18 protein-coding genes are annotated in these 18,665 nt (G+C 38.9%); 12 read left to right on the top strand and 6 right to left on the bottom strand.

Annotated elements, in window-relative coordinates:
* Positions 1-24: 24 nt before the first annotated feature.
* The 6 genes from EW028_RS15765 (at position 25) to EW028_RS25905 (ending at position 4,480) form a co-directional block, all read left to right on the top strand.
* Complete coding sequence (locus EW028_RS15765; RefSeq protein WP_004231251.1) at positions 25-207, top strand: DUF4177 domain-containing protein; 183 nt, start codon at positions 25-27, stop codon at positions 205-207.
* A gap of 191 nt (positions 208-398) precedes the next feature.
* Positions 399-1,103 carry a dethiobiotin synthase gene (bioD, locus tag EW028_RS15760; RefSeq protein WP_131521551.1) on the top strand — a complete coding sequence of 235 codons (705 nt, stop codon included), beginning with the start codon at positions 399-401 and terminating at the stop codon, positions 1,101-1,103.
* Complete coding sequence (gene bioA / locus EW028_RS15755) at positions 1,084-2,460, top strand: adenosylmethionine--8-amino-7-oxononanoate transaminase (protein ID WP_115673368.1); 1,377 nt, start codon at positions 1,084-1,086, stop codon at positions 2,458-2,460. Before bioD ends, bioA begins: the two co-directional genes overlap by 20 nt.
* On the top strand, positions 2,453-3,046 hold the full coding sequence (locus EW028_RS15750; RefSeq protein WP_048392329.1) for a biotin transporter BioY: 594 nt from the start codon (positions 2,453-2,455) through the stop codon (positions 3,044-3,046). Before bioA ends, EW028_RS15750 begins: the two co-directional genes overlap by 8 nt.
* Positions 3,043-4,038, top strand: coding sequence for a biotin synthase BioB (bioB, locus tag EW028_RS15745; RefSeq protein WP_048392330.1), 996 nt, complete (start codon positions 3,043-3,045; stop codon positions 4,036-4,038). The genes EW028_RS15750 and bioB overlap by 4 nt, the downstream gene beginning before the upstream one ends.
* A 319-nt stretch (positions 4,039-4,357) precedes the next feature.
* The gene (locus tag EW028_RS25905) at positions 4,358-4,480 is read left to right on the top strand and encodes a hypothetical protein (protein ID WP_004231260.1); all 123 of its coding nucleotides are present in this window, start codon (positions 4,358-4,360) and stop codon (positions 4,478-4,480) included.
* A gap of 41 nt (positions 4,481-4,521) precedes the next feature.
* On the opposite strand, the gene EW028_RS15740 is transcribed toward EW028_RS25905, so the two are convergent.
* Complete coding sequence (locus tag EW028_RS15740) at positions 4,522-5,109, bottom strand: LysE family transporter (RefSeq protein ID WP_131521550.1); 588 nt, start codon at positions 5,107-5,109, stop codon at positions 4,522-4,524.
* A gap of 113 nt (positions 5,110-5,222) precedes the next feature.
* Here EW028_RS15740 and EW028_RS15735 point away from each other — a divergent pair, with 113 nt between their 5' ends.
* Positions 5,223-5,777, top strand: a complete 555-nt coding sequence (locus EW028_RS15735; protein ID WP_131521549.1) for a helix-turn-helix domain-containing protein — start codon at positions 5,223-5,225, stop codon at positions 5,775-5,777.
* A 42-nt stretch (positions 5,778-5,819) separates the two neighbouring features.
* Here EW028_RS15735 and EW028_RS15730 read toward each other — a convergent pair whose 3' ends face one another.
* Positions 5,820-6,983, bottom strand: a complete 1,164-nt coding sequence (locus EW028_RS15730) for an aminotransferase-like domain-containing protein (protein WP_048392333.1) — start codon at positions 6,981-6,983, stop codon at positions 5,820-5,822.
* A gap of 128 nt (positions 6,984-7,111) precedes the next feature.
* Here EW028_RS15730 and EW028_RS15725 point away from each other — a divergent pair, with 128 nt between their 5' ends.
* From EW028_RS15725 to EW028_RS15715, 3 genes are read left to right on the top strand one after another with little or no spacing between them, the layout of a single operon-like run.
* Entirely contained in the window at positions 7,112-8,509 is a 1,398-nt protein-coding gene (locus EW028_RS15725) for an aminotransferase-like domain-containing protein (protein WP_131521548.1), read from the top strand.
* Between the two features lie 48 nt (positions 8,510-8,557).
* Positions 8,558-9,796, top strand: coding sequence for a DNA polymerase IV (locus tag EW028_RS15720; RefSeq protein WP_004231271.1), 1,239 nt, complete (start codon positions 8,558-8,560; stop codon positions 9,794-9,796).
* Between the two features lie 24 nt (positions 9,797-9,820).
* A complete protein-coding gene (locus EW028_RS15715) occupies positions 9,821-10,573 on the top strand; it encodes an alpha/beta fold hydrolase (RefSeq protein WP_112118346.1) in 753 nt (250 codons plus the stop codon).
* A 47-nt stretch (positions 10,574-10,620) separates the two neighbouring features.
* Here the strand turns inward: EW028_RS15715 and EW028_RS15710 are convergent, their stop codons facing one another.
* The 3 genes from EW028_RS15710 to EW028_RS15700 are packed head-to-tail and all read right to left on the bottom strand — an operon-like array spanning position 10,621 to position 13,130.
* Positions 10,621-11,475 carry an SDR family oxidoreductase gene (locus EW028_RS15710; protein ID WP_131521547.1) on the bottom strand — a complete coding sequence of 285 codons (855 nt, stop codon included), beginning with the start codon at positions 11,473-11,475 and terminating at the stop codon, positions 10,621-10,623.
* Positions 11,472-12,500, bottom strand: a complete 1,029-nt coding sequence (locus tag EW028_RS15705; protein ID WP_131521546.1) for a polysaccharide biosynthesis protein — start codon at positions 12,498-12,500, stop codon at positions 11,472-11,474. The genes EW028_RS15710 and EW028_RS15705 overlap by 4 nt, the downstream gene beginning before the upstream one ends.
* A 30-nt stretch (positions 12,501-12,530) precedes the next feature.
* Positions 12,531-13,130: a glycosyltransferase family 2 protein gene (locus EW028_RS15700; protein WP_016993848.1), complete on the bottom strand. Its 600-nt coding sequence runs from the start codon at positions 13,128-13,130 to the stop codon at positions 12,531-12,533.
* A gap of 256 nt (positions 13,131-13,386) precedes the next feature.
* Here EW028_RS15700 and EW028_RS15695 point away from each other — a divergent pair, with 256 nt between their 5' ends.
* Positions 13,387-14,475 carry a glycosyltransferase family 4 protein gene (locus tag EW028_RS15695; protein ID WP_131521545.1) on the top strand — a complete coding sequence of 363 codons (1,089 nt, stop codon included), beginning with the start codon at positions 13,387-13,389 and terminating at the stop codon, positions 14,473-14,475.
* Positions 14,476-14,592: 117 nt separating this feature from the next.
* Complete coding sequence (locus tag EW028_RS15690; RefSeq protein ID WP_048392339.1) at positions 14,593-15,033, top strand: GNAT family N-acetyltransferase; 441 nt, start codon at positions 14,593-14,595, stop codon at positions 15,031-15,033.
* 97 nt (positions 15,034-15,130) lie between these two features.
* Here the strand turns inward: EW028_RS15690 and EW028_RS15685 are convergent, their stop codons facing one another.
* The gene (locus EW028_RS15685; RefSeq protein ID WP_131521544.1) at positions 15,131-18,628 is read right to left on the bottom strand and encodes a S8 family serine peptidase; all 3,498 of its coding nucleotides are present in this window, start codon (positions 18,626-18,628) and stop codon (positions 15,131-15,133) included.
* Between the last annotated feature and the right edge of the window lie 37 nt (positions 18,629-18,665).

Here is an 18,665-nt window from a genome sequence, read left to right as displayed (position 1 = left end):
TAAAGATTTACAGGGGGTGAGTCAATGTATGAGTATAAATTTGTACAAGCACATTTAGGTAGCTTTTTTCAGGAATCTACCTATCGGAAAACAATCGAAGAATACGCGAAGCAAGGTTGGCGTTTAGTGCAAGTATTGCCGATTGCTTATAATGGACATGGGAAACCAACAGACTATGAAATCATTTTTGAGAGATTATTATCATGACTATCAATGAACGCTAGATTCTTGCCATAAATGGTGGGAGTTTAGCGTTTTCTTATTTTAATACAAGATTTGCTGTTTTTATTAACAAAAATAGTGTATTCAGAAAAATATAGAAATAGCATTTACAAAACAAAAATATATGTGTTAACTTAAATAGTGTTAATGGTTAACTTAAAAGAGGGAGGTTAACAATGCAACATTTTTGGGTTGTCGGTACAGATACGGATGTTGGGAAAACAATTGTCACCACCATGTTGATGTGTCATTTACAAAAACAAGGCTTGAAAGTTTCACCATACAAGCCTGTGCAAACAGGAGAGGTATACGAAAACGGTCGTGGCTATTATCATGATACAGCCATGTATGAGAAGTATTCCTTACAAAAGCTTCAACAAGAGCATCTCAATAGCTATTCATTTAGAGAAGCTGCATCGCCACATTTTGCTGCGCAACTGGAGGGGCAGCAAATTGATGTCAATGAGCTATTATTGCGGATTCAATTATTACAAGCATCCTATGATGTTGTGATATGTGAAGGAGCGGGTGGGCTTTTTGTTCCTTTTACTGCTCCCCATGGGATGACGCTGCTTGATGTCATCGTCAGTAGCAAGCTGCCAGTATTGCTTGTTACAAGGACATCCCTAGGGACGATCAATCACACATTATTAACAATAGAGGCATTGCGCTCTCGTGAAGTTGACGTTCTTGGCATAGTGTTTAATGGGAACACAGGTAGCCGTATGGAGCAAGATAATATACAAACGATTTTACAGTACCATCCCTTGCCCTATGCGATTATTCCAAAGCTACAAAATTTGTCACAGCTAATGGATTATGCCATGACACACACCACACTGTTTGAAAGGCTTTTTAACTATGAAACAAGCATTAACTGATTTACAGCTAAGAGATTTACGTCATGTATGGCATCCATGCTCACAAATGAAGGACTATGAGGCATTTCCACCCATCGTCATAAAAAAGGGGCAAGGCGTGTGGCTTTATGACGAACATGATCAGCGTTACTTGGATGCTGTATCTTCCTGGTGGGTTAATTTATTTGGACATGCCAATCCGCGTATTAGCCAAGCTTTAAGTGAGCAAGCATTTACATTAGAGCATACGATCTTTGCTAATTTTACACATGAACCAGCCATACAATTGGCTGAAAAATTAACTGCATTAGCACCACAGGGATTACATAAAGTCTTTTTTGCCGATAATGGCTCATCTGCTATTGAAGTTGCACTGAAAATGAGCTTTCAATACCATATGCAGACGGGGAAACCAGCAAAAAAGCGCTTTCTCGCCTTGACGGATGCCTATCATGGAGAAACTATTGGTGCTTTATCCATAGGAGGGGTAGGGCTTTACAATGAAGTTTACCAGCCTCTGTTATTAGATACTGTTCGTGCCAAAGGACCAGATTGCTTCCGCTGTCCATTTCAGGAAGATCCAGCAAGCTGTAATGCACCATGTAGTCAATTTGTTGAGGAACAACTTCAAGCGCATCATGAGGAAATCACGGCAGTTATTATTGAACCATTAATTCAGGCTGCAGCAGGTATGAAAATGTACCCACCTGTCTATTTACAGCGCTTACGGGCGTTGTGCTCACATTATGATGTGCACTTCATTGCAGATGAAATTGCTGTAGGTTTTGGTCGGACCGGTACATTATTTGCCTGTCAACAAGCGGACATCATGCCAGATTTTATGTGTTTATCAAAGGGGCTAACAGGTGGTTATTTACCTTTATCAGTTGTCTTAACGACGGAGCAAATCTATGACGCTTTTTATGATGATTACGGAACAATGAAGGCTTTTTTACATTCGCATAGCTATTCAGGCAATACATTGGCCTGTCGTGTGGCACTGGAAGTATTAACGATGTTTCAAGAGGAACAAGTGATGGAGATGATTCAGCACAAGGGACAATACATGCGAGCGTTAGCCATGGAAGCTTTTTGTGATATGCCTTATGTGGGTGAATACCGACAAGTTGGTTTAGTGGGAGCGATTGAACTAGTAAAGGACCGGCGGACAAAGGAAGCGTTCGCAAGTGAGGAGCGTATCGGCTATCAAATTTATCAACGGGCTTTAACGAAAGGCTTACTCATCAGACCGCTCGGCAATGTTCTGTATTTTATGCCACCTTATATTATTTCTGAAGAGGAAATGTCATTTATGATTCATACAACGAAAGAGACAATCGAACAATTTTTCCAGGACAGGGGGGCTAAGGGTGGGTAAGCGACAACAAACATTAGCGCTAGTCATGATTGCCATGTTTGCTGCTCTAACAGCAATCGGAGCTTTTGTTAAAATTCCATTGCCTGTCGTACCGTTTACATTACAGATTGTTTTTGTATTTTTAGCAGGCTGTTTATTGGGTAGTCGGAATGGTTTTTATAGTCAACTTGTCTATATCAGCGTGGGCTTAGTAGGCTTACCTGTTTTTACACAGGGTGGTGGTATCACATATGTCTTACAGCCAACTTTTGGTTATCTGATTGGCTTTGCCCTAGCCGCCTATGTGATTGGGTTCATTATTGAAAGGATTGAGACGCCGACGAAAAAGCATTTTATTGCAGCAACCATTATTGGGCTGGTTATTATTTATGCTGTGGCTGTTCCTTATTTGTATGTAGCATTGAATTTCTGGTTAGACATGAAGTCAAGCTGGTCACATGTGTTTGTTGTCGGCTTTTTAAGTAGTATTGTCGCTGATTTTTGCTTAGCTATTACATCAGCGCTATTAGCTGAGCGCTTGTATAAAGTATTTCAGTCAGCAAGAAATGTGAAATTTTCACACGTAGAGGGGGAGAATGTAATATGAATTATTACCAATTAGCACAAGAAGTTATTGCTGGAAAGATCATTAGCAATGAAGAGGCACTTGCCATATTAAATAGTGAGGATGATGAGCTATTACAGCTTATGGATGGTGCTTTTACGATTCGTCGTCATTATTATGGTAAAAAAGTTAAATTGAATATGATTATGAACGCCAAAAGCGGTTATTGCCCCGAGGATTGTGGCTATTGCTCCCAGTCCTCTAAATCAACGGCTCCTATTGAGAAATATCCATTTATTACAAAAGAGGAAATTTTAGCAGGTGCAAAACGAGCGTTTGACAATAAGATTGGGACGTATTGTATTGTAGCCAGTGGTCGTGGGCCAACACGTAAGGATGTCAATGTCGTGAGTGAGGCGGTTGCTGAAATAAAAGAAAAGTATGGCTTGAAGGTTTGTGCCTGTCTTGGCTTATTAAAAGAAGAACAGGCACAGCAACTAAAGGAAGCGGGGGTGGATCGCTACAATCATAATTTAAATACATCGGAACGTCATCATTCCTTCATCACGACCTCACATACATATGAGGATCGTGTCAATACGGTAGAGATTGTGAAAAAGCATGGAATTTCACCTTGCTCGGGTGCCATTATTGGGATGAAGGAAACAAAAGAGGATGTCGTCAATATTGCACGCGCCCTCCATCAATTGGACGCTGATTCTATTCCTGTAAACTTTTTAAATGCAATTGATGGCACAAAGCTAGAAGGGACAAAGGATTTAAATCCCCGTTATTGTTTAAAGGTTTTAGCTTTATTCCGCTACATCAATCCGACAAAGGAAATCCGTATTTCGGGTGGTCGTGAAATCAATTTAGGCTCACTTCAGCCACTTGGTCTCTATGCAGCTAATAGTATTTTTGTTGGGGATTATTTAACAACAGCAGGACAGGAAGCGAATAGCGATTATCGCATGCTGGAGGATTTGGGCTTCGAAATTGAATTAACACATAAACAAGAAGAAGTATTTTGTTAAACTTATGACATGCAAATCTACTACTACAGCAAAAACCGTACTTTTGTACGGTTTTTTGGCTATAGATGAAAAGAGACGGATAGACCTGACATCACTGGCTGTTGATATACCTATAAAATTAAGGTTTTCACAAATTGTTCAATGAAAGCGTTTTGAAATTGAACAGTTTGTGAAGACCTTCACATAAAGCTTTCTTTTTGAAAAAATCAGCGTAAAATAAGAATCAAGTAAGGAATTGTTATAAAACAGTTGATAAGTCGTATCACAAATTTTGGTGGTTGTTATATTACAAAAATAATGAGTGAAGGGAGCTTTTCACATGTGGGTTATTACAGTTTTTGATAAAAAGGACGTTCGAATTTTTGAGTACGCGAGCAAAAATGAGGCAACAGAAGCTTTAGCAAAATTCAAGAAAAACGCCGTTTTAACGTATACAAAATAAGTTGCTGATAAAGCAGCCCTCTACCGACAGAGGGCTGTTTTTTAATGTAAAACAATGGAAACAGCACTGTACATTAATAATAGTGCCATGATCATGTTAAATGGTTTTCGGTATTGCTGTAGTGCTTTTTGAAAAACGGAGCCACATAATGACCAACTAAATGTACTGATTACCCCTATTAGCGCTAAAAAGAACGAGAAGAGTAGATAGCTTATGTAGGATGAGTAGTAGGGTAGGATGTAAGTTGCGACAACAGTAAGACCAAATAAAATACCTTTTGGGTTAATAAATTGAACGAACGCTCCTAAAAAAAATAGGTTTCGTTTTTCTTCTTCGTTGTCGTGCTCCTCTAATTCTTTGCTTGTTAAAATTTTATAAGCCAGGTACAACATATAGCCTACACCAAATATGGTTAGGGGTAATTCAATGGCAGGTAAAATGTTTAACATGATCGTGTTAAAAAAGCTACTAAGACCAATAATGATGAAAAAACCAATCCCTACACCTAAACAGAATGGAATCGTTTTCGCTAAGCCATGTTGTTTAGCAAAAACCATCGCCATAAAATTATTAGGGCCAGGTGTAAAGCTTGTAATGATGATAAATAATAAAAAGGAAAATACAGGCAAAATAATCCCATCTTTCAAGTTGTGTGATATAATGCACGAAATAGACTGTATAACGTCGGTCTTTTTATTATACAAAATGTACGTTATATTGTACATACAAGGAGGGCTTTTGGATGGAAGAAATTCATCTCGTTTTTGCGAGAAATTTAAAGGCAATTCGAGAAAGGGAGAAATTAAGCTTAGAGAAAGTTTCTCAGCTTAGTGGCGTGAGTAAAACGATGATTGGTCAAATTGAGAGGGGAGAATCCAGTCCAACTTTGACAACGATTTGGAAAATTGCAAATGGATTAAAGGTTTCGTTTACAGAGCTTATTCATCCTCCCCAACCTGAGACGGAGGTTATTCGCGGTAAAGAAATTCAAGTATTGAAGGAAGATCATGGCCGATATATGGTTTATCCTCATTTCCCCTATCAAAAGGATAGTCGTTTTGAAATATATACAATTGAAATCAAAGAAAATGGAACGTTAGATGCTGAGGCTCATCGAGAAGGAACGGAGGAATATATAACCGTTTTTGATGGGGAATTAATCATCCATATACAGGGTCAGGATTATCGATTAACAAGTGGTGATGCCATACGATTGAAGGCTGACCGTCCACACACATACAGCAATCCAGGTAGTACAGTAACACGACTTAGTATGACTATTTACTATCCACATTAAAAAACGTATAAACGCTTTTCACAGCGTTTATACGTTTTCGTTTTATAAAATACTAGCTAAACGTTTAATTCCCTCACGGATGACTTCAGGTGTTGCATTTGTATAATTAAGACGCATTGTGTTCACATTCGTTTTTGATGTGTAGAATGGATCGCCAGGCACGAAGGCAACCTTTTGTTCCATCGCTTTATTGAATACATCAAGGGCCGGTGTACCGTCCTTCATGGTTGCCCAAATGAACATGCCACCCTCAGGTCGTGTATATTCAACATGGGCAGGGAAAAACTCCTGCATAGCATCAAGCATCGCATCCGACTGATTTTTATATAAAGCAATAATTTTCTTTACATGTTCGGTATAATCATTACTTGCTAAGTAATCGTAGATAACATATTGTGAAAAAATATTAGTATGAAGATCAGACGCTTGCTTCGCTGTTTCAATATGCTGCAAAAGCTCTTTGTTTTTTGTGATAATAAAGCCAAGACGCATGCCTGGTGTGACCGTTTTAGAGAAAGAACCTAGTAAAATACTATTTTCTAATTTACCAGCACCGATATATGGAAGTGGCTCCCCTTGGAAACGTAGCTCCCCGTATGGATCATCCTCAATTAAAGCAACATCATATTTTGCCACTATTTCGCAAATTTGCTCACGCTTTTCTTTCGAATATGTGAGTCCTGTTGGGTTTTGGAAGTTCGGCACCGTATAAATGAATTTTACATTTGGTTGTTGTAGAGCACGCTCTAACTCTTCTAAGTTAAGACCATCATTTTCTAGCGTAACACCATGGAAAGTGGGCTCTGTTAAAGTAAAGGCTTGGATAGCCCCTAGGTAACCTGGCTCTTCGATGATAATGCCATCGCCTTTATTGATAAGTACTTTACCAATTAGTTCAAGCGCTTGCTGTGAACCTGTAGTAATAAAGACATCGTCAGCATGTACATCAAGTCCATGGACACGTTGATATTTCGCGGCAATATATTCACGCAATGGTGCATAACCCTGTGTGGATGAATATTGGAATAATCGGCTGCCATTTACTGTAATAGCATGGTCTACGGATGCTCTCAATGCATCAATCGGGAAAGAAATTGGGTTTGGAAGCCCGCCTGCAAAGGAAATAACGTCCTCTGCATCTGTCACTTTTAAAATATTTCGAATAAATGAGGATGGTGTTTTTAAGATTCTTTCAGAATATTGCATAATTATCGGTCCTTTTTTTCTGATTTTTTAAAAATTATATCATTGTCATCGTGTGCATACAATATTATCATTGTATGCAAGACAATTAAACTATTGTATGCAAATTAAGAGAAAGAAGGGCCTAGTGAATGCCTATTAATTCATTTGACGAGTATCCAATGAGTTGGAAGCCGGATATTAGCAATATTTCTGCTCCGTTATATATAGCCATCGCACATCAGCTAGAACAAGATATTAAGGATGGAAAGCTAGTACCAGGCACAAAATTGCCACCCCAGCGTGAATTAGCTGATTTTTTAGATGTGAATTTGAGTACGATTACAAGAGCCTTTAAGCTTTGTGGCCAAAAAGGATTAATTTATGCCTCGATTGGCAGCGGTACATTCGTTTCAACAGATGCGGCTAGCAATAAAATGTTACTGCCAACCAACCATGCCACACCTATCATTGAAATGGGCTCTGTTTTACCAGATAATTTTGTGAATGATGATATTACACGCTTTATGAAGAAAATGATAAACGAACCTAGTTTTAGCATGCTATTTCAATATGGACGACCTGAGGGCAATGCATGGCAAAACGAAGCCGTGATGAAGCTACTCGAACTAGTAAATTTTCAAACAGATCAGCCTATTCTTCTAGGAGCAGGCGGACAAAATGCCATTGTGGGAACCCTTGCAGCTTTATTTCAGCCAGGCGACCGCATTGGTACAGATCCAATTACCTATGCAGGCATTAAAACAGCTGCAAATATGCTTGGTATCCAGCTTGTGGCTATCCAACAATGTCAGGGTGAAATGACAAAAGAAGGATTACTATATGCGTGTAAAAATGAACATATCAAAGGAATCTATGTGATCCCTGATTTTCATAACCCAACGACTCATACGATGTCAGTAGAAACAAGAAAAATGATTGCAGACGTGGCAAGACAGAAGGATTTGCTTGTAATCGAGGATGCTATCTATAGCTTTCTCAAGGAGCAACCGCTTGCTCCGATTGCTTCTTATGCACCCGATAAGGTTATTTACATTGCTAGCCTATCTAAAACACTATCACCTGGTTTACGATTATCCTTCCTTGTGACACCGCCTGTGCTACGTAAAAAAATAATGGAAACGCTCTATAATATCAACATTTCTGTTTCTCCTATCATGCTGGAGCTTGCAGCACGATTAATCCATGAAGGTGTTGCCCAAACGATATTAGAAAAACACCGAGCATATGCCAAGCAGCAAAATGCGCTTGTCGATCAGTATTTAGGGGATTATCACATATTAGGGGATGAGGAATGTATTTTTAGGTGGCTCCAATTGCCTGACAAATTTACGGGTGTTCAATTTGAATTGTTAGCTTCGAAAGCTGGTGTACAAGTCTATGCAGCGGAACGCTTTGCCGTAGGGAATACAAAGCCTGTCAATGCCGTTCGTTTAGCCATTGCAGCACCAGAATCTCAACTTGAGCAAGCGTTAATTATTTTAAAGGACCTCCTCGAAAGTAATGGTGATTATGCATTTGTTGATTAGAGGTTATGGGGCGTATAATAAGGCTAAGAAAGAAACGAGGTGATGAACATGGCACATAAAGGGCGTGTTATTTTGCATGTGGATATGAACAGTTTCTATGCTTCTGTGGAGCAAGCACATGACCCAAGTTTAAAGGGGAAGCCTATCGCAATTGCAGGGAACCCAAAGGAACGGCGTGGCATTTTAGTAACTTGTTCATATGAAGCAAGAGCGCTAGGCATTTATACAACTATGACTGTTCATGAAGCGAAGCGTAAATGTCCTGAGCTATTGTTATTACCTCCAGATTTTCAAAAGTATCGTCATGCATCTAAAGAAATGTTCACCATTCTTCGAAGCTATACACCATTAGTAGAGCCTGTTTCGATTGATGAGGGCTACTTGGATGTGACTGAGCTAAGCAAGGAACGGCATGCCTTAAGTATTGCCCAGGAAATACAAGCGCGCATTTTAGCTGAGCTGGATTTACCTTGTTCCATCGGTATTGCACCGAATAAATTTTTAGCGAAAACAGCCTCTGATATGAAGAAACCAATGGGGATTACCGTACTACGAATACGGGATATTGAACAGCAATTATGGCATCGTGAGGTTGTCAACATGCATGGGATTGGAGCAAGTACTGCTAAAAAATTAAATGCACAAGGCATCTTTACAATAGGTGATTTAGCTAAGACAGAAGAATTTAAAATGAAGCAAATTTTAGGGAAGAATGGGGTACGGCTTCGAGCAAGGGCCAATGGGGTGGATCAGCGCATGGTCGATCCTGAGGCAATTTTTGATACGAAAAGCGTTGGGAATTCAACAACTTTACCAGAAGATGTAACAGATGTTCGTACACTTCATAAAACAATCGAAGGTCTATGTAAAAAAGTGGTGGAGCGTCTTGATGCCAAGCGCTTAGCAGGTTCAACTGTGAGCATTCAAATTCGGGATGCTGATTGGCATAATCATACACGTTCGAAAACAATGTCCAATGTCCTGTATCGTTATGAAGAAATTTACGACATTGCTTGTACTTTATTTGATAAGCATTGGGATGAATCTCCTGTAAGATTACTTGGTGTAACGGTTTCCAATGTGGTGGATCGTAAAGATTATTCACAGCAATTATCGATATTTGATTTTCAGGAGCATGCGAAAGATGAACCGATTCTCAAGCTTGTCGATGAAATTGAGGGACGGTTTGGCAAGGGGATTATAAAACGTGGTGTAGATTTAGGGAAACGTTCCTCCTATCAATCACAAACAAGCTTTAGTAAAGATTTTTTAGATGACCATGAATGAGAAAGAATGAAAGTAGGTGTATCTATGCAATACAAGGAGTATGGGGATGCTAACAATCCTTTTATGATGTTTATTCACGGAGGGGGGGTTGGAGGGTGGATGTGGGATCAGCAAGTTCACCATTTTTCCCATTATCACTGTGTTATACCTGAGCTAATGACACACAATCCATTTTCCATTGAACAAAGTGCGAAAGAGCTTCTTCTGCTTATTGAGAAAAAAGCCAATGGGAAGCCTGTTATAGTAATTGGTTTCTCTTTAGGAGCGCAAATCGCTATTCAAATGCTAAGTCTACAGCCTAGTTTAATCGATTTTACGATCATCAATAGTGCGCTCGTGATACCCTCTCCTACTGTAGAAAGGATGCTTCAACCGTTTATTCGGCTGTCATTTCCACTTATAAAAAATAAAACATTTGCGAAACTTCAAGCAAAAGCCCTGTACATTCAAGAAGATTATTTTGAGCGTTACTATCAAGAGAGTGCCACGATGAAAGTAGATACATTGATTCAAATTTTGCGAGAAAATATGTCGTTTTCCATCCCAGCTGACTTTAACAAAGCTCAAGGAAAGATCCTAATAACTGTGGGAGAAAAAGAGAAAAGCAACATGAGAAAATCCGCTAAAGCACTTGTGCGAAGTCATCCAAATAGCAAGGGTGTGTTATTGAAGAACATCGGTCACGGCGTCTCATTAGCCCAGCCTGCATTTTTTAATCGCTTTGTAGAGAATTGGATTAAGGATGGTCAATTACCTGAAGGGACAGTTATTCGGTAGGGGAACCCCATTACGAATCGTCATCCATAATGGAGTTGATGTATGGATCATTGAAAATAGTGAGGATATAAGTGTTTATGCTGCAATATCCATTCCTTCATCTCTATCAACATTTCTTCGTAGCTAGGGACAAGAAATGAAAAGTCATTTCTTGTATTTATTAATGTTTTATTGATTTGAACAACGTGATGAGGAAGAATTTTTATACTGTTGTTCAGGAAGTGCTTATTAAATAGATGCAGTAGATCGTGTTTAGAAATATTTGTCGTATTGACGAGATGATAAAGTCCTGTTAAATCTTGTTGTGCAGCACGTTCAATGGCTTTAGCCAAAGTAAGTGTTGTCACTCCCGTCCAAATAGCACCCGAATAGCCATAGACGGGACTTTTTTGTTGCATAAACCAATTGAAGAGTCCGATGCCATCCTTTTTCAAATCAGGACCAATTATGGAATTACGAAATGTTATGTGCTTGTCGTTATTCACTTCCCCTATACCTTTGGTGCGGTCATAAAAGGTTTCCCCGTCTAGTACACTATTTTCATAGTAGGGAGCACTTTTGCCTGAAAATACGCAGTCGGTACTTAGATGAATAAGCTTTGTGTGACGATTTTCAAGGAGAGATACAATGGCATGTGGTAAATAGCTATTCAGTAAAACACTTTGGGCAGGATGAGCCTCACAAGCATTGTTTAAAACACCAATACAATTAATGACGACATCTACCTCATTGTCTAGTAGTAGCGACCTTAAAAAATGGGCGTCTGTCACATCACCTGTTCTATTATTGCCATAGGGAAAAGGGGTTCGAGAGTATGTTGTTACATCATGCCCTTGTTCACATAAATAGATGGCAATAGTATGACCAGCCATGCCTGTAGCACCGAGCACTAAAAATTTCATGGTTTTCCTCCTGTCCAATGAAGGAGCTCTTCTTGTATAAGAGGCAATGTTAATAGCTTTACTTTAATGTCAGCCACACTTAATTGTTGGGTATTGTTCGAGTTATATTCATCCGTTAATGTAATTTTTGGAGAGCCCTCATCGAGGTATTTTCCATAATTTAAATCCCGATTATCCGCGGGGATTCGATAGAAATGGCCCATATCAATAGCTTTTGCCGCTTCTTCCTTCGTACATAATACTTCATACATTTTTTCTCCGTGCCGTGTTCCGATAATTTGTATGGCGTTGTTTGCTTGAAAGATCTCAAGTAAAGCCTGTGCTAAATTTGCTATTGTGGCAGCAGGTGATTTTTGCACCATAATATCCCCGTTTTGAGCATGTGAGAATGCGTACAATACCAATTCTACCGCTTCCTCAAGGCTCATCATAAAACGTGTCATATGAGGGTCCGTAATCGTTAAAGGTTTCCCAGCCTTTATTTGTTCAATGAATAATGGGATAACCGAGCCTCGTGAAGCCATGACATTACCGTATCGAGTGCCACAAATTAGGGTATGGCGAGGGTCAACCATTCGTGACTTCGCAATAAACGTTTTTTCCATCATTGCCTTGGATATACCCATCGCATTGACAGGGTACGCGGCCTTATCTGTTGACAGGCAAATGATTTTCTTGACGCCAGCTTGAATGGCGGCTGTTAGTACGTGATCTGTTCCTAAAATATTGGTTTTCACAGCTTCTAAGGGAAAAAATTCGCAGGAGGGAACTTGCTTGAGAGCGGCGGCATGAAATACATAGTCAACATTATACATCGCATTGTGAATGCTTTGAATATCGCGGACATCCCCGATATAAAATTTAATTTTTGTATGCTGATAGTGTTTTCGCATATCATCTTGCTTTTTTTCATCCCTTGAAAAAATCCGAATTTCCTTGATATCCGTATTTAAGAATCGCTTTAATACGGCGTTCCCGAAAGAGCCCGTGCCTCCAGTAATCAATAATATTTTATCTGTAAACATTGTATAGTTCGTTACACCTCCTGCATGCTCTTATTTCAATCCTCTTTGATGTAGGTCACATTCTGAGTTCTCCCTAGGGTAGTTGTACCAATAAGCAAATTCGTTAGTATATTTACTTGTCGGATTTTTATCCATCAGGGCGCAATTAAAATCCCAATCTCCTGCAATATCTTTCCGTATCGTAAATTTCGCATCTCCAATTAAACTTCTCCTGATAATCTTAAATTGCCCGGGCAAGGAATAGCGGTTGGATTCATCTTTAATAAAAGCAAAGCCATTTTTAATAATCATGTTGTAATAGTAAATATCAAATGTGCCATCCACTTGTGCTAGTACATTGCGAATAGCAGGTAAATAGTGGTCATCACTATCGATGATGGCTATATAATCTCCTGTCGCTTCTGCAATACATCGATTGTAGGCAACACTTGCACCTAAATTCGTAGGATGAACGATGATTTTTAAAGCTGCACAGTTTTTCTGATAATCCTGTAAAATGGCTAGCGTATTGTCTGTAGAGCCATCATCTACCACAATAATTTCATAGGCATATTCTTTAGGAATACTATCAAGCATCGTTACGATCCATTCTTCGCTATTAAATGCAGGTGATAAAAAACTAATCTTCATCTGATCCCTCCATTCTATGTTCATTAGTAGAGTTGTTCCATGTGACTGAGTAGATCCTTTAATACAATATGCGTAGACGTAGTGCTACTGTAGGCAATTGCTTATTTTAGGATGTTTTTAAGAGAGTGTTTTTAGATAGAATTTTTATGGTTACTAGAGATATGGCATAAGAAAGACGAAAATTTACTAACATAAGCACATTTAGCAAGAGAGGTCATAAACTAGCGAGAGCGCTTTTTTTAGAAAGAGGGATACGATGACAAAAAGGATAGCATTTATTTGTAGCGTAGAATCTTACAAACTTTCGGATGCCCATATTTTCAAAGATTTGTGTCTAGTGCCTATTTTGTTGGGGGAACATTTAGGCTATGAGGTCACTATTGTCACGACAGAAATGAATGAAGCTCTACTTCAACAAGTCTTTCCCACTGTAAAATTTGAGTCTGTACCATTTGAAGATGATTATGTGGTGAATATGAATGCTTATTTAGCCCAGCATGCAAGGGACATCGACATTGCCTTTGCTATTGGACCCTATCCATCCTATTTAGCTATTTTGAAAAACTATAAGCATTTTAATCCAAATGGCAAAATTTATATGAAATTAGATGTTAATCGATTTTGGCTAAATCGATTAAAAACCTATCCCTATTTTTTAGAGTTGTTGCAGCTTTGTGATCTCCTTACCTCTGAATGCATATCTATTCAAACAGCCATCAAAGACTTTTCACAATCGGATGTTAAACATATACCCAATGGTTTTTATGAACATTTTCCCACTGAGCCAGTGCCGTTTCATGAGAAAGAAAATAGAATTCTAACAGTTGGGCGATTGGATGCACCAGAGAAGCAAACAATTTTGACAGTCAAGGCATTTTTAGCAGCACAACTGCCAGATTGGGAGCTTCGTTTAGTAGGGCCGATGTCAGTCTCATTTCAAGAAGAGCTGAGACTATTACTAGATAGTCATCCGCTTGCCGCTCAAGTAACGATGGTAGGACCTATTGTTGATAAGGTCCAGCTAGAAGAGGAGTATCGTAAGGCTAAAATTTTTTGCTTAACGTCTTTAGTCGAATGCTATGCCCATGTCTTTGCGGAGGCAGCTAAAAATGGTTGCTATATCGTGACAACAGATGTGGATGGTGCTGCTGATATTACACAACAACAGCGTTTTGGTACAATCCATCCTACACATGATTGGGAGGCGATAGGTCGGACATTGCAACAAGTTGCAGCACAGGAATCATTATTGGCAGATACTTGTGTCCAGCTTCAAGCATTTGCCCGCAAGGAATTAAATTGGAGGCAGATCGTCAAGAAGGTTGCCAATTATTTAGGTGAATAAAAGTGAATCTTTTCTGGATTGAGAGGAGATTCTTTTCTTTATACCAGTATTTCCTATATAATAAAAACTAGTTTTATAAAGCTAGACAATCATGGGTAGACACAAGGGGAGACTAGAATGGAAATACTACAAGCAACAATGGATGAACTAGAGGACTTAGCAAAACTGTTTGATGAATATCGTCAATTTTATGGAATTGAGTCAGATATAAGCAGTGCCAAGGCATTTTTACAATTACGATTGGCCTTGAAAGAATCCGTCATTTTTATCGCGCTGATGGATGACAAGATAATTGGATTTACACAATTATATCCAACATTTTCGTCCATTGCTTTACAGCGAGCCTATATTTTAAATGATATTTATGTAACAGAAGATGCTAGAGGCCTAGGGGTGGGCAAGGCATTGATGGAAAAGGTATTTCATTATTGCGAGCAACAGTATGCTCGCTATGTCACGTTACAAACGGCGGCTGATAATGTAAATGCACGTAAGCTTTATGAAAAGCTACAAATGAAGCAAGATGAATATTGTAATTATGTTAAATATTTTATGTAAGCTGAAGTGGTGAAGCACATCGTTGGATGAAAATGCTTCTTTCAGATCATAAATATCCCCTAGATCGTTTTGATCTAGGGGATATTTTTAATTCTAACTATTTTATTTCAAGTGTATAGGGTTGTGTGCTAGCTTTGCCATCAAACTCACTTACTTCAATATAATATTTACCCGCATCTAGCTCCACCGTACCAACCTCGGCATCACCAACACCGTAAAGATCGAATGTTTTGACGGTTTTTCCGTTTGCATCTAACACTCGAATAACACCATCCAACGCTTTTTCGGTTTGGAGTGAGAAGAAGACTTCGCGTTTCTGGTCGTTATTCCATTCAAAATAGTCTTTATCACCAAATGGTATACCTGCATTTAAATATTGCGTTGCAACCCATTTCTCATCCTTTTTCACAAGAACAGATGGCTTGCTAGGTACTCCATTTACTAATTTTGAATCCGCATCTTCATCCACATGCTTATGATCAAACAATGTTAATGTATAAGGCTGAATCGATACTTGGCCAAGCCCCATGCTGTTGACTAGAATAAAATAGCCTCGATCCTTCTTTGCCTTAAACGATGTATTTACATCGTTTGTACCCATCATTCCAAGTAACATTTCAAGAATATTATCACCTAGTCCGAATGGAATTTCTGTTTCCATTTCTTTGGCATCAATCTTCATATTGCCGTTCGTATCTTCGATGATAGCTCCTGCAAATTTTAAGTCTTTTTGTAGTTCTTTAGGTAGCTGAGCTAATTGTTCATTTGTAAAGGGAACCGAAGAAAGAAGCAGACTCATGACCTCATCATTGCCTTGTTGCTTATAGTAGTAATAATCTACATCATCTTGATAAATCAGGTGGTCTTTATAAGTTGTACCTGGTTGAATTTTTAGCGCTTTTGCTTCCTCATGATTGTTTGGATTGTACTCTGCTGGAATATCGCCTATTTTCTTTGTTTTCAATGTATAAGGCTCAGCAGATCGTTCTCCAGCATTGACAACGGCTACCACGTATGTTTTGTCCTTTTTCAATGGGATGACCTTTGCATCGTCTTCGTTACCAGCTGAACCAAGTAGTAGTGCCAGTATACCAAGGTCATTAGTTAAGGAAGAAACGGGAATTAATTCTTTTGTTTCTTCATCATATTCAAACACTGTACCTGTCGGCATTTGGTTCATGCCTTTCAAAAAGCTGAAGCTATAAAGGGCGTCTTCCTTCGCTTTAAATAAGAAATAATCCTCATCATAATCTGTTTGGAAATAAGCTTTTTGATCGTCACCTATTTCAAACCGGATTGCCTGCTTAATGATAGGGTCAACATTTTCTAGGTTGCCTGAAGCCGTAGGATTCAATAACATACTCATCAGGCTGTCAATTTCATTACGTTTTTTTATGTTGTTTTCTATAAGCGGTAATTGGCTCTCTGGAACATTTTCTTCGATCATGGCTTCATCTATAGGGAGACCATCCTCATCAGGTGGGAGGGAAACTACTTCGCCTTTTAATGTGTAAGGGATCATCGATTCACTGATCGTTTCTTCTTTTTCGATGCCGCCACTAAAGAACATCTCCATAGAAAACTCGCTATTACTTTCATTAGATACACTTAAAACGTACTCTTGATCTGGAACAGCATCGATAATCATACGAACCGGTTCACCTTTTGCTGTACCATAAGCGGTCTGCATTGGATAGGCTTCTTCTTCACCTTCATCATTTTCAGCTTGATCGATTTCTTCTGGTGGCACAGGATTAAAGTCATCTTTTAGATAAAGCTCCATAGAGGCAGTGACACCTGGAATTCCCGATAGATCAAATTGTAACGTCGTCGGTTTTTTGACAGAGAACGTGAAGTAATCTTGATCTTGTTGTTGATCTTTTGACAGTAATGTATAGTTTTTACCTGCTGTACTATATGGGAACTTTTTAATAAGCTCCATCGTAGACTTGTCTATTGTATCAATTGGCAAGTCCTTCGTCGTTTGTGCTGTAAAAATGTAAGTAGATTTGCCTTTTAAACTATAGCTTCCATTATGATCTTTGACACCAATGACAAGCGTTCCCTTTTGATCTGCTTTAAATAGATAACCTTCTTTTTTTCCTACGCGAACATCATTGACATGGATAGGCTCTACATCTCCAATCCCGCTATTTGGGTAGAAATATAAATCAAAGGCATAGTCGTATTTGTCAGCGCCTTTTAATGTTAATTGAGCATATTCATTTTCTTCTAAATCGACTTTATACCATTTCTTTTCGTCTTGCTGTTCAAAAGCACCCTGTTCTGTATTTAGCTTATTTTTAGCAAGGATCTTGGCGTTCTTAATACGATCTTCCTTTGTCTCTGAATAATGCTTAGGCAATTTATTTAAATCAAATTGTAATGCTTTTACAGGATCAACTAATCCGTGACCATAAGTAAGATCATAGCCTTTCTCGCCCAAATCTTGCGCGGTCATTTCTAAAATCGCTTCTATTTGATGCGGTTTTAAAGATGGGTCTTTGGATTTAAGAAGAGAGGCGATACCTGCCACGACAGGAGAGGCCATGGATGTTCCACTAAACTTGACAAAAGATGATCCTTTCTTCGCATCATGAACGGTACTATAAATGTCTTCACCTGGTGCAACAATATCCACAGACGGGCCGTAATTGGAGTAGCTTGATAGTTTGTTGCGTTCGTTTGTTGAACCAACACTAATGACACCTTCGTAAGAAGCGGGGAAGGAATATTCATCTGTCGATTCATTGCCTGCGGCCGCCACAATTGTAATCCCACTATCAATCGCCTTCTGAACGGCTTCCTTCATCAGGGGAGATTCACCATAGCCTCCTAGACTCATATTAATAACGTCAACGCCCTGCTCAATTGCATAAAGAATACCCTGTGCAATGATGAAATCATTAGCACCTTCTTTGCCATTAAATACATCAATTGGCAGTAACTTTGCATTCGGATTAATCCCATGCCCACCTACGCCATTATCTTTTGCTGCGGCGATAATACCTGCCACATGTGTTCCGTGATCGCCTGAATAGGTAGTATTAGCAGGTGCTGCTGCATTATAGGGTGGGAGTACTTGTGACTTTAGATCGGGGTGTTTAAAATCTACACCAGAATCAATGACAGCAACTGTGACATCATGGTTGCCTGCTAATTCTAGTGCCTTATCCATTTGCAGTAAGTTTAAATGATACATCTCTTGTTTTTTAGGATCAGCTTCTTTATTAAAAGAATGATAGATGTAACTAGGAGATACACTTGATATTCCGTTTTGCTTTAAATAGTAAGAGACGGCTTTTTCGATCGATACGCCTTTATTTAGTTGTACAACATCATACCCTAATGAAGGAATGGAGCGGATGACCTTGGAGCCAATTTTTTTATGTACGTTTTTATCAAGACCTGAATGCTTGATAACAATTGTATCCTTACTCATCCATTTTTCTTCATTCTTCTCTGTTTGTTTCGCACTGTTTGCCAGCATGTTTTTCGCTTTATGCTGAGGTGCCTCAGCAAAGGCAGAAGCAGTAGGAACCATGAGTGCAGCAGATGCTACAACAGCGACTGATTTTTTATACCAACTTTTCAATTGTTATCTCTCCTTGGTGTTATAAATTAAATCTCGA

Source organism: Lysinibacillus sp. OL1 (assembly GCF_004332175.1).
In the GTDB taxonomy this organism is placed as follows: domain Bacteria; phylum Bacillota; class Bacilli; order Bacillales_A; family Planococcaceae; genus Lysinibacillus; species Lysinibacillus capsici.
This window is presented reverse-complemented; position numbering and strand designations above follow the sequence as displayed.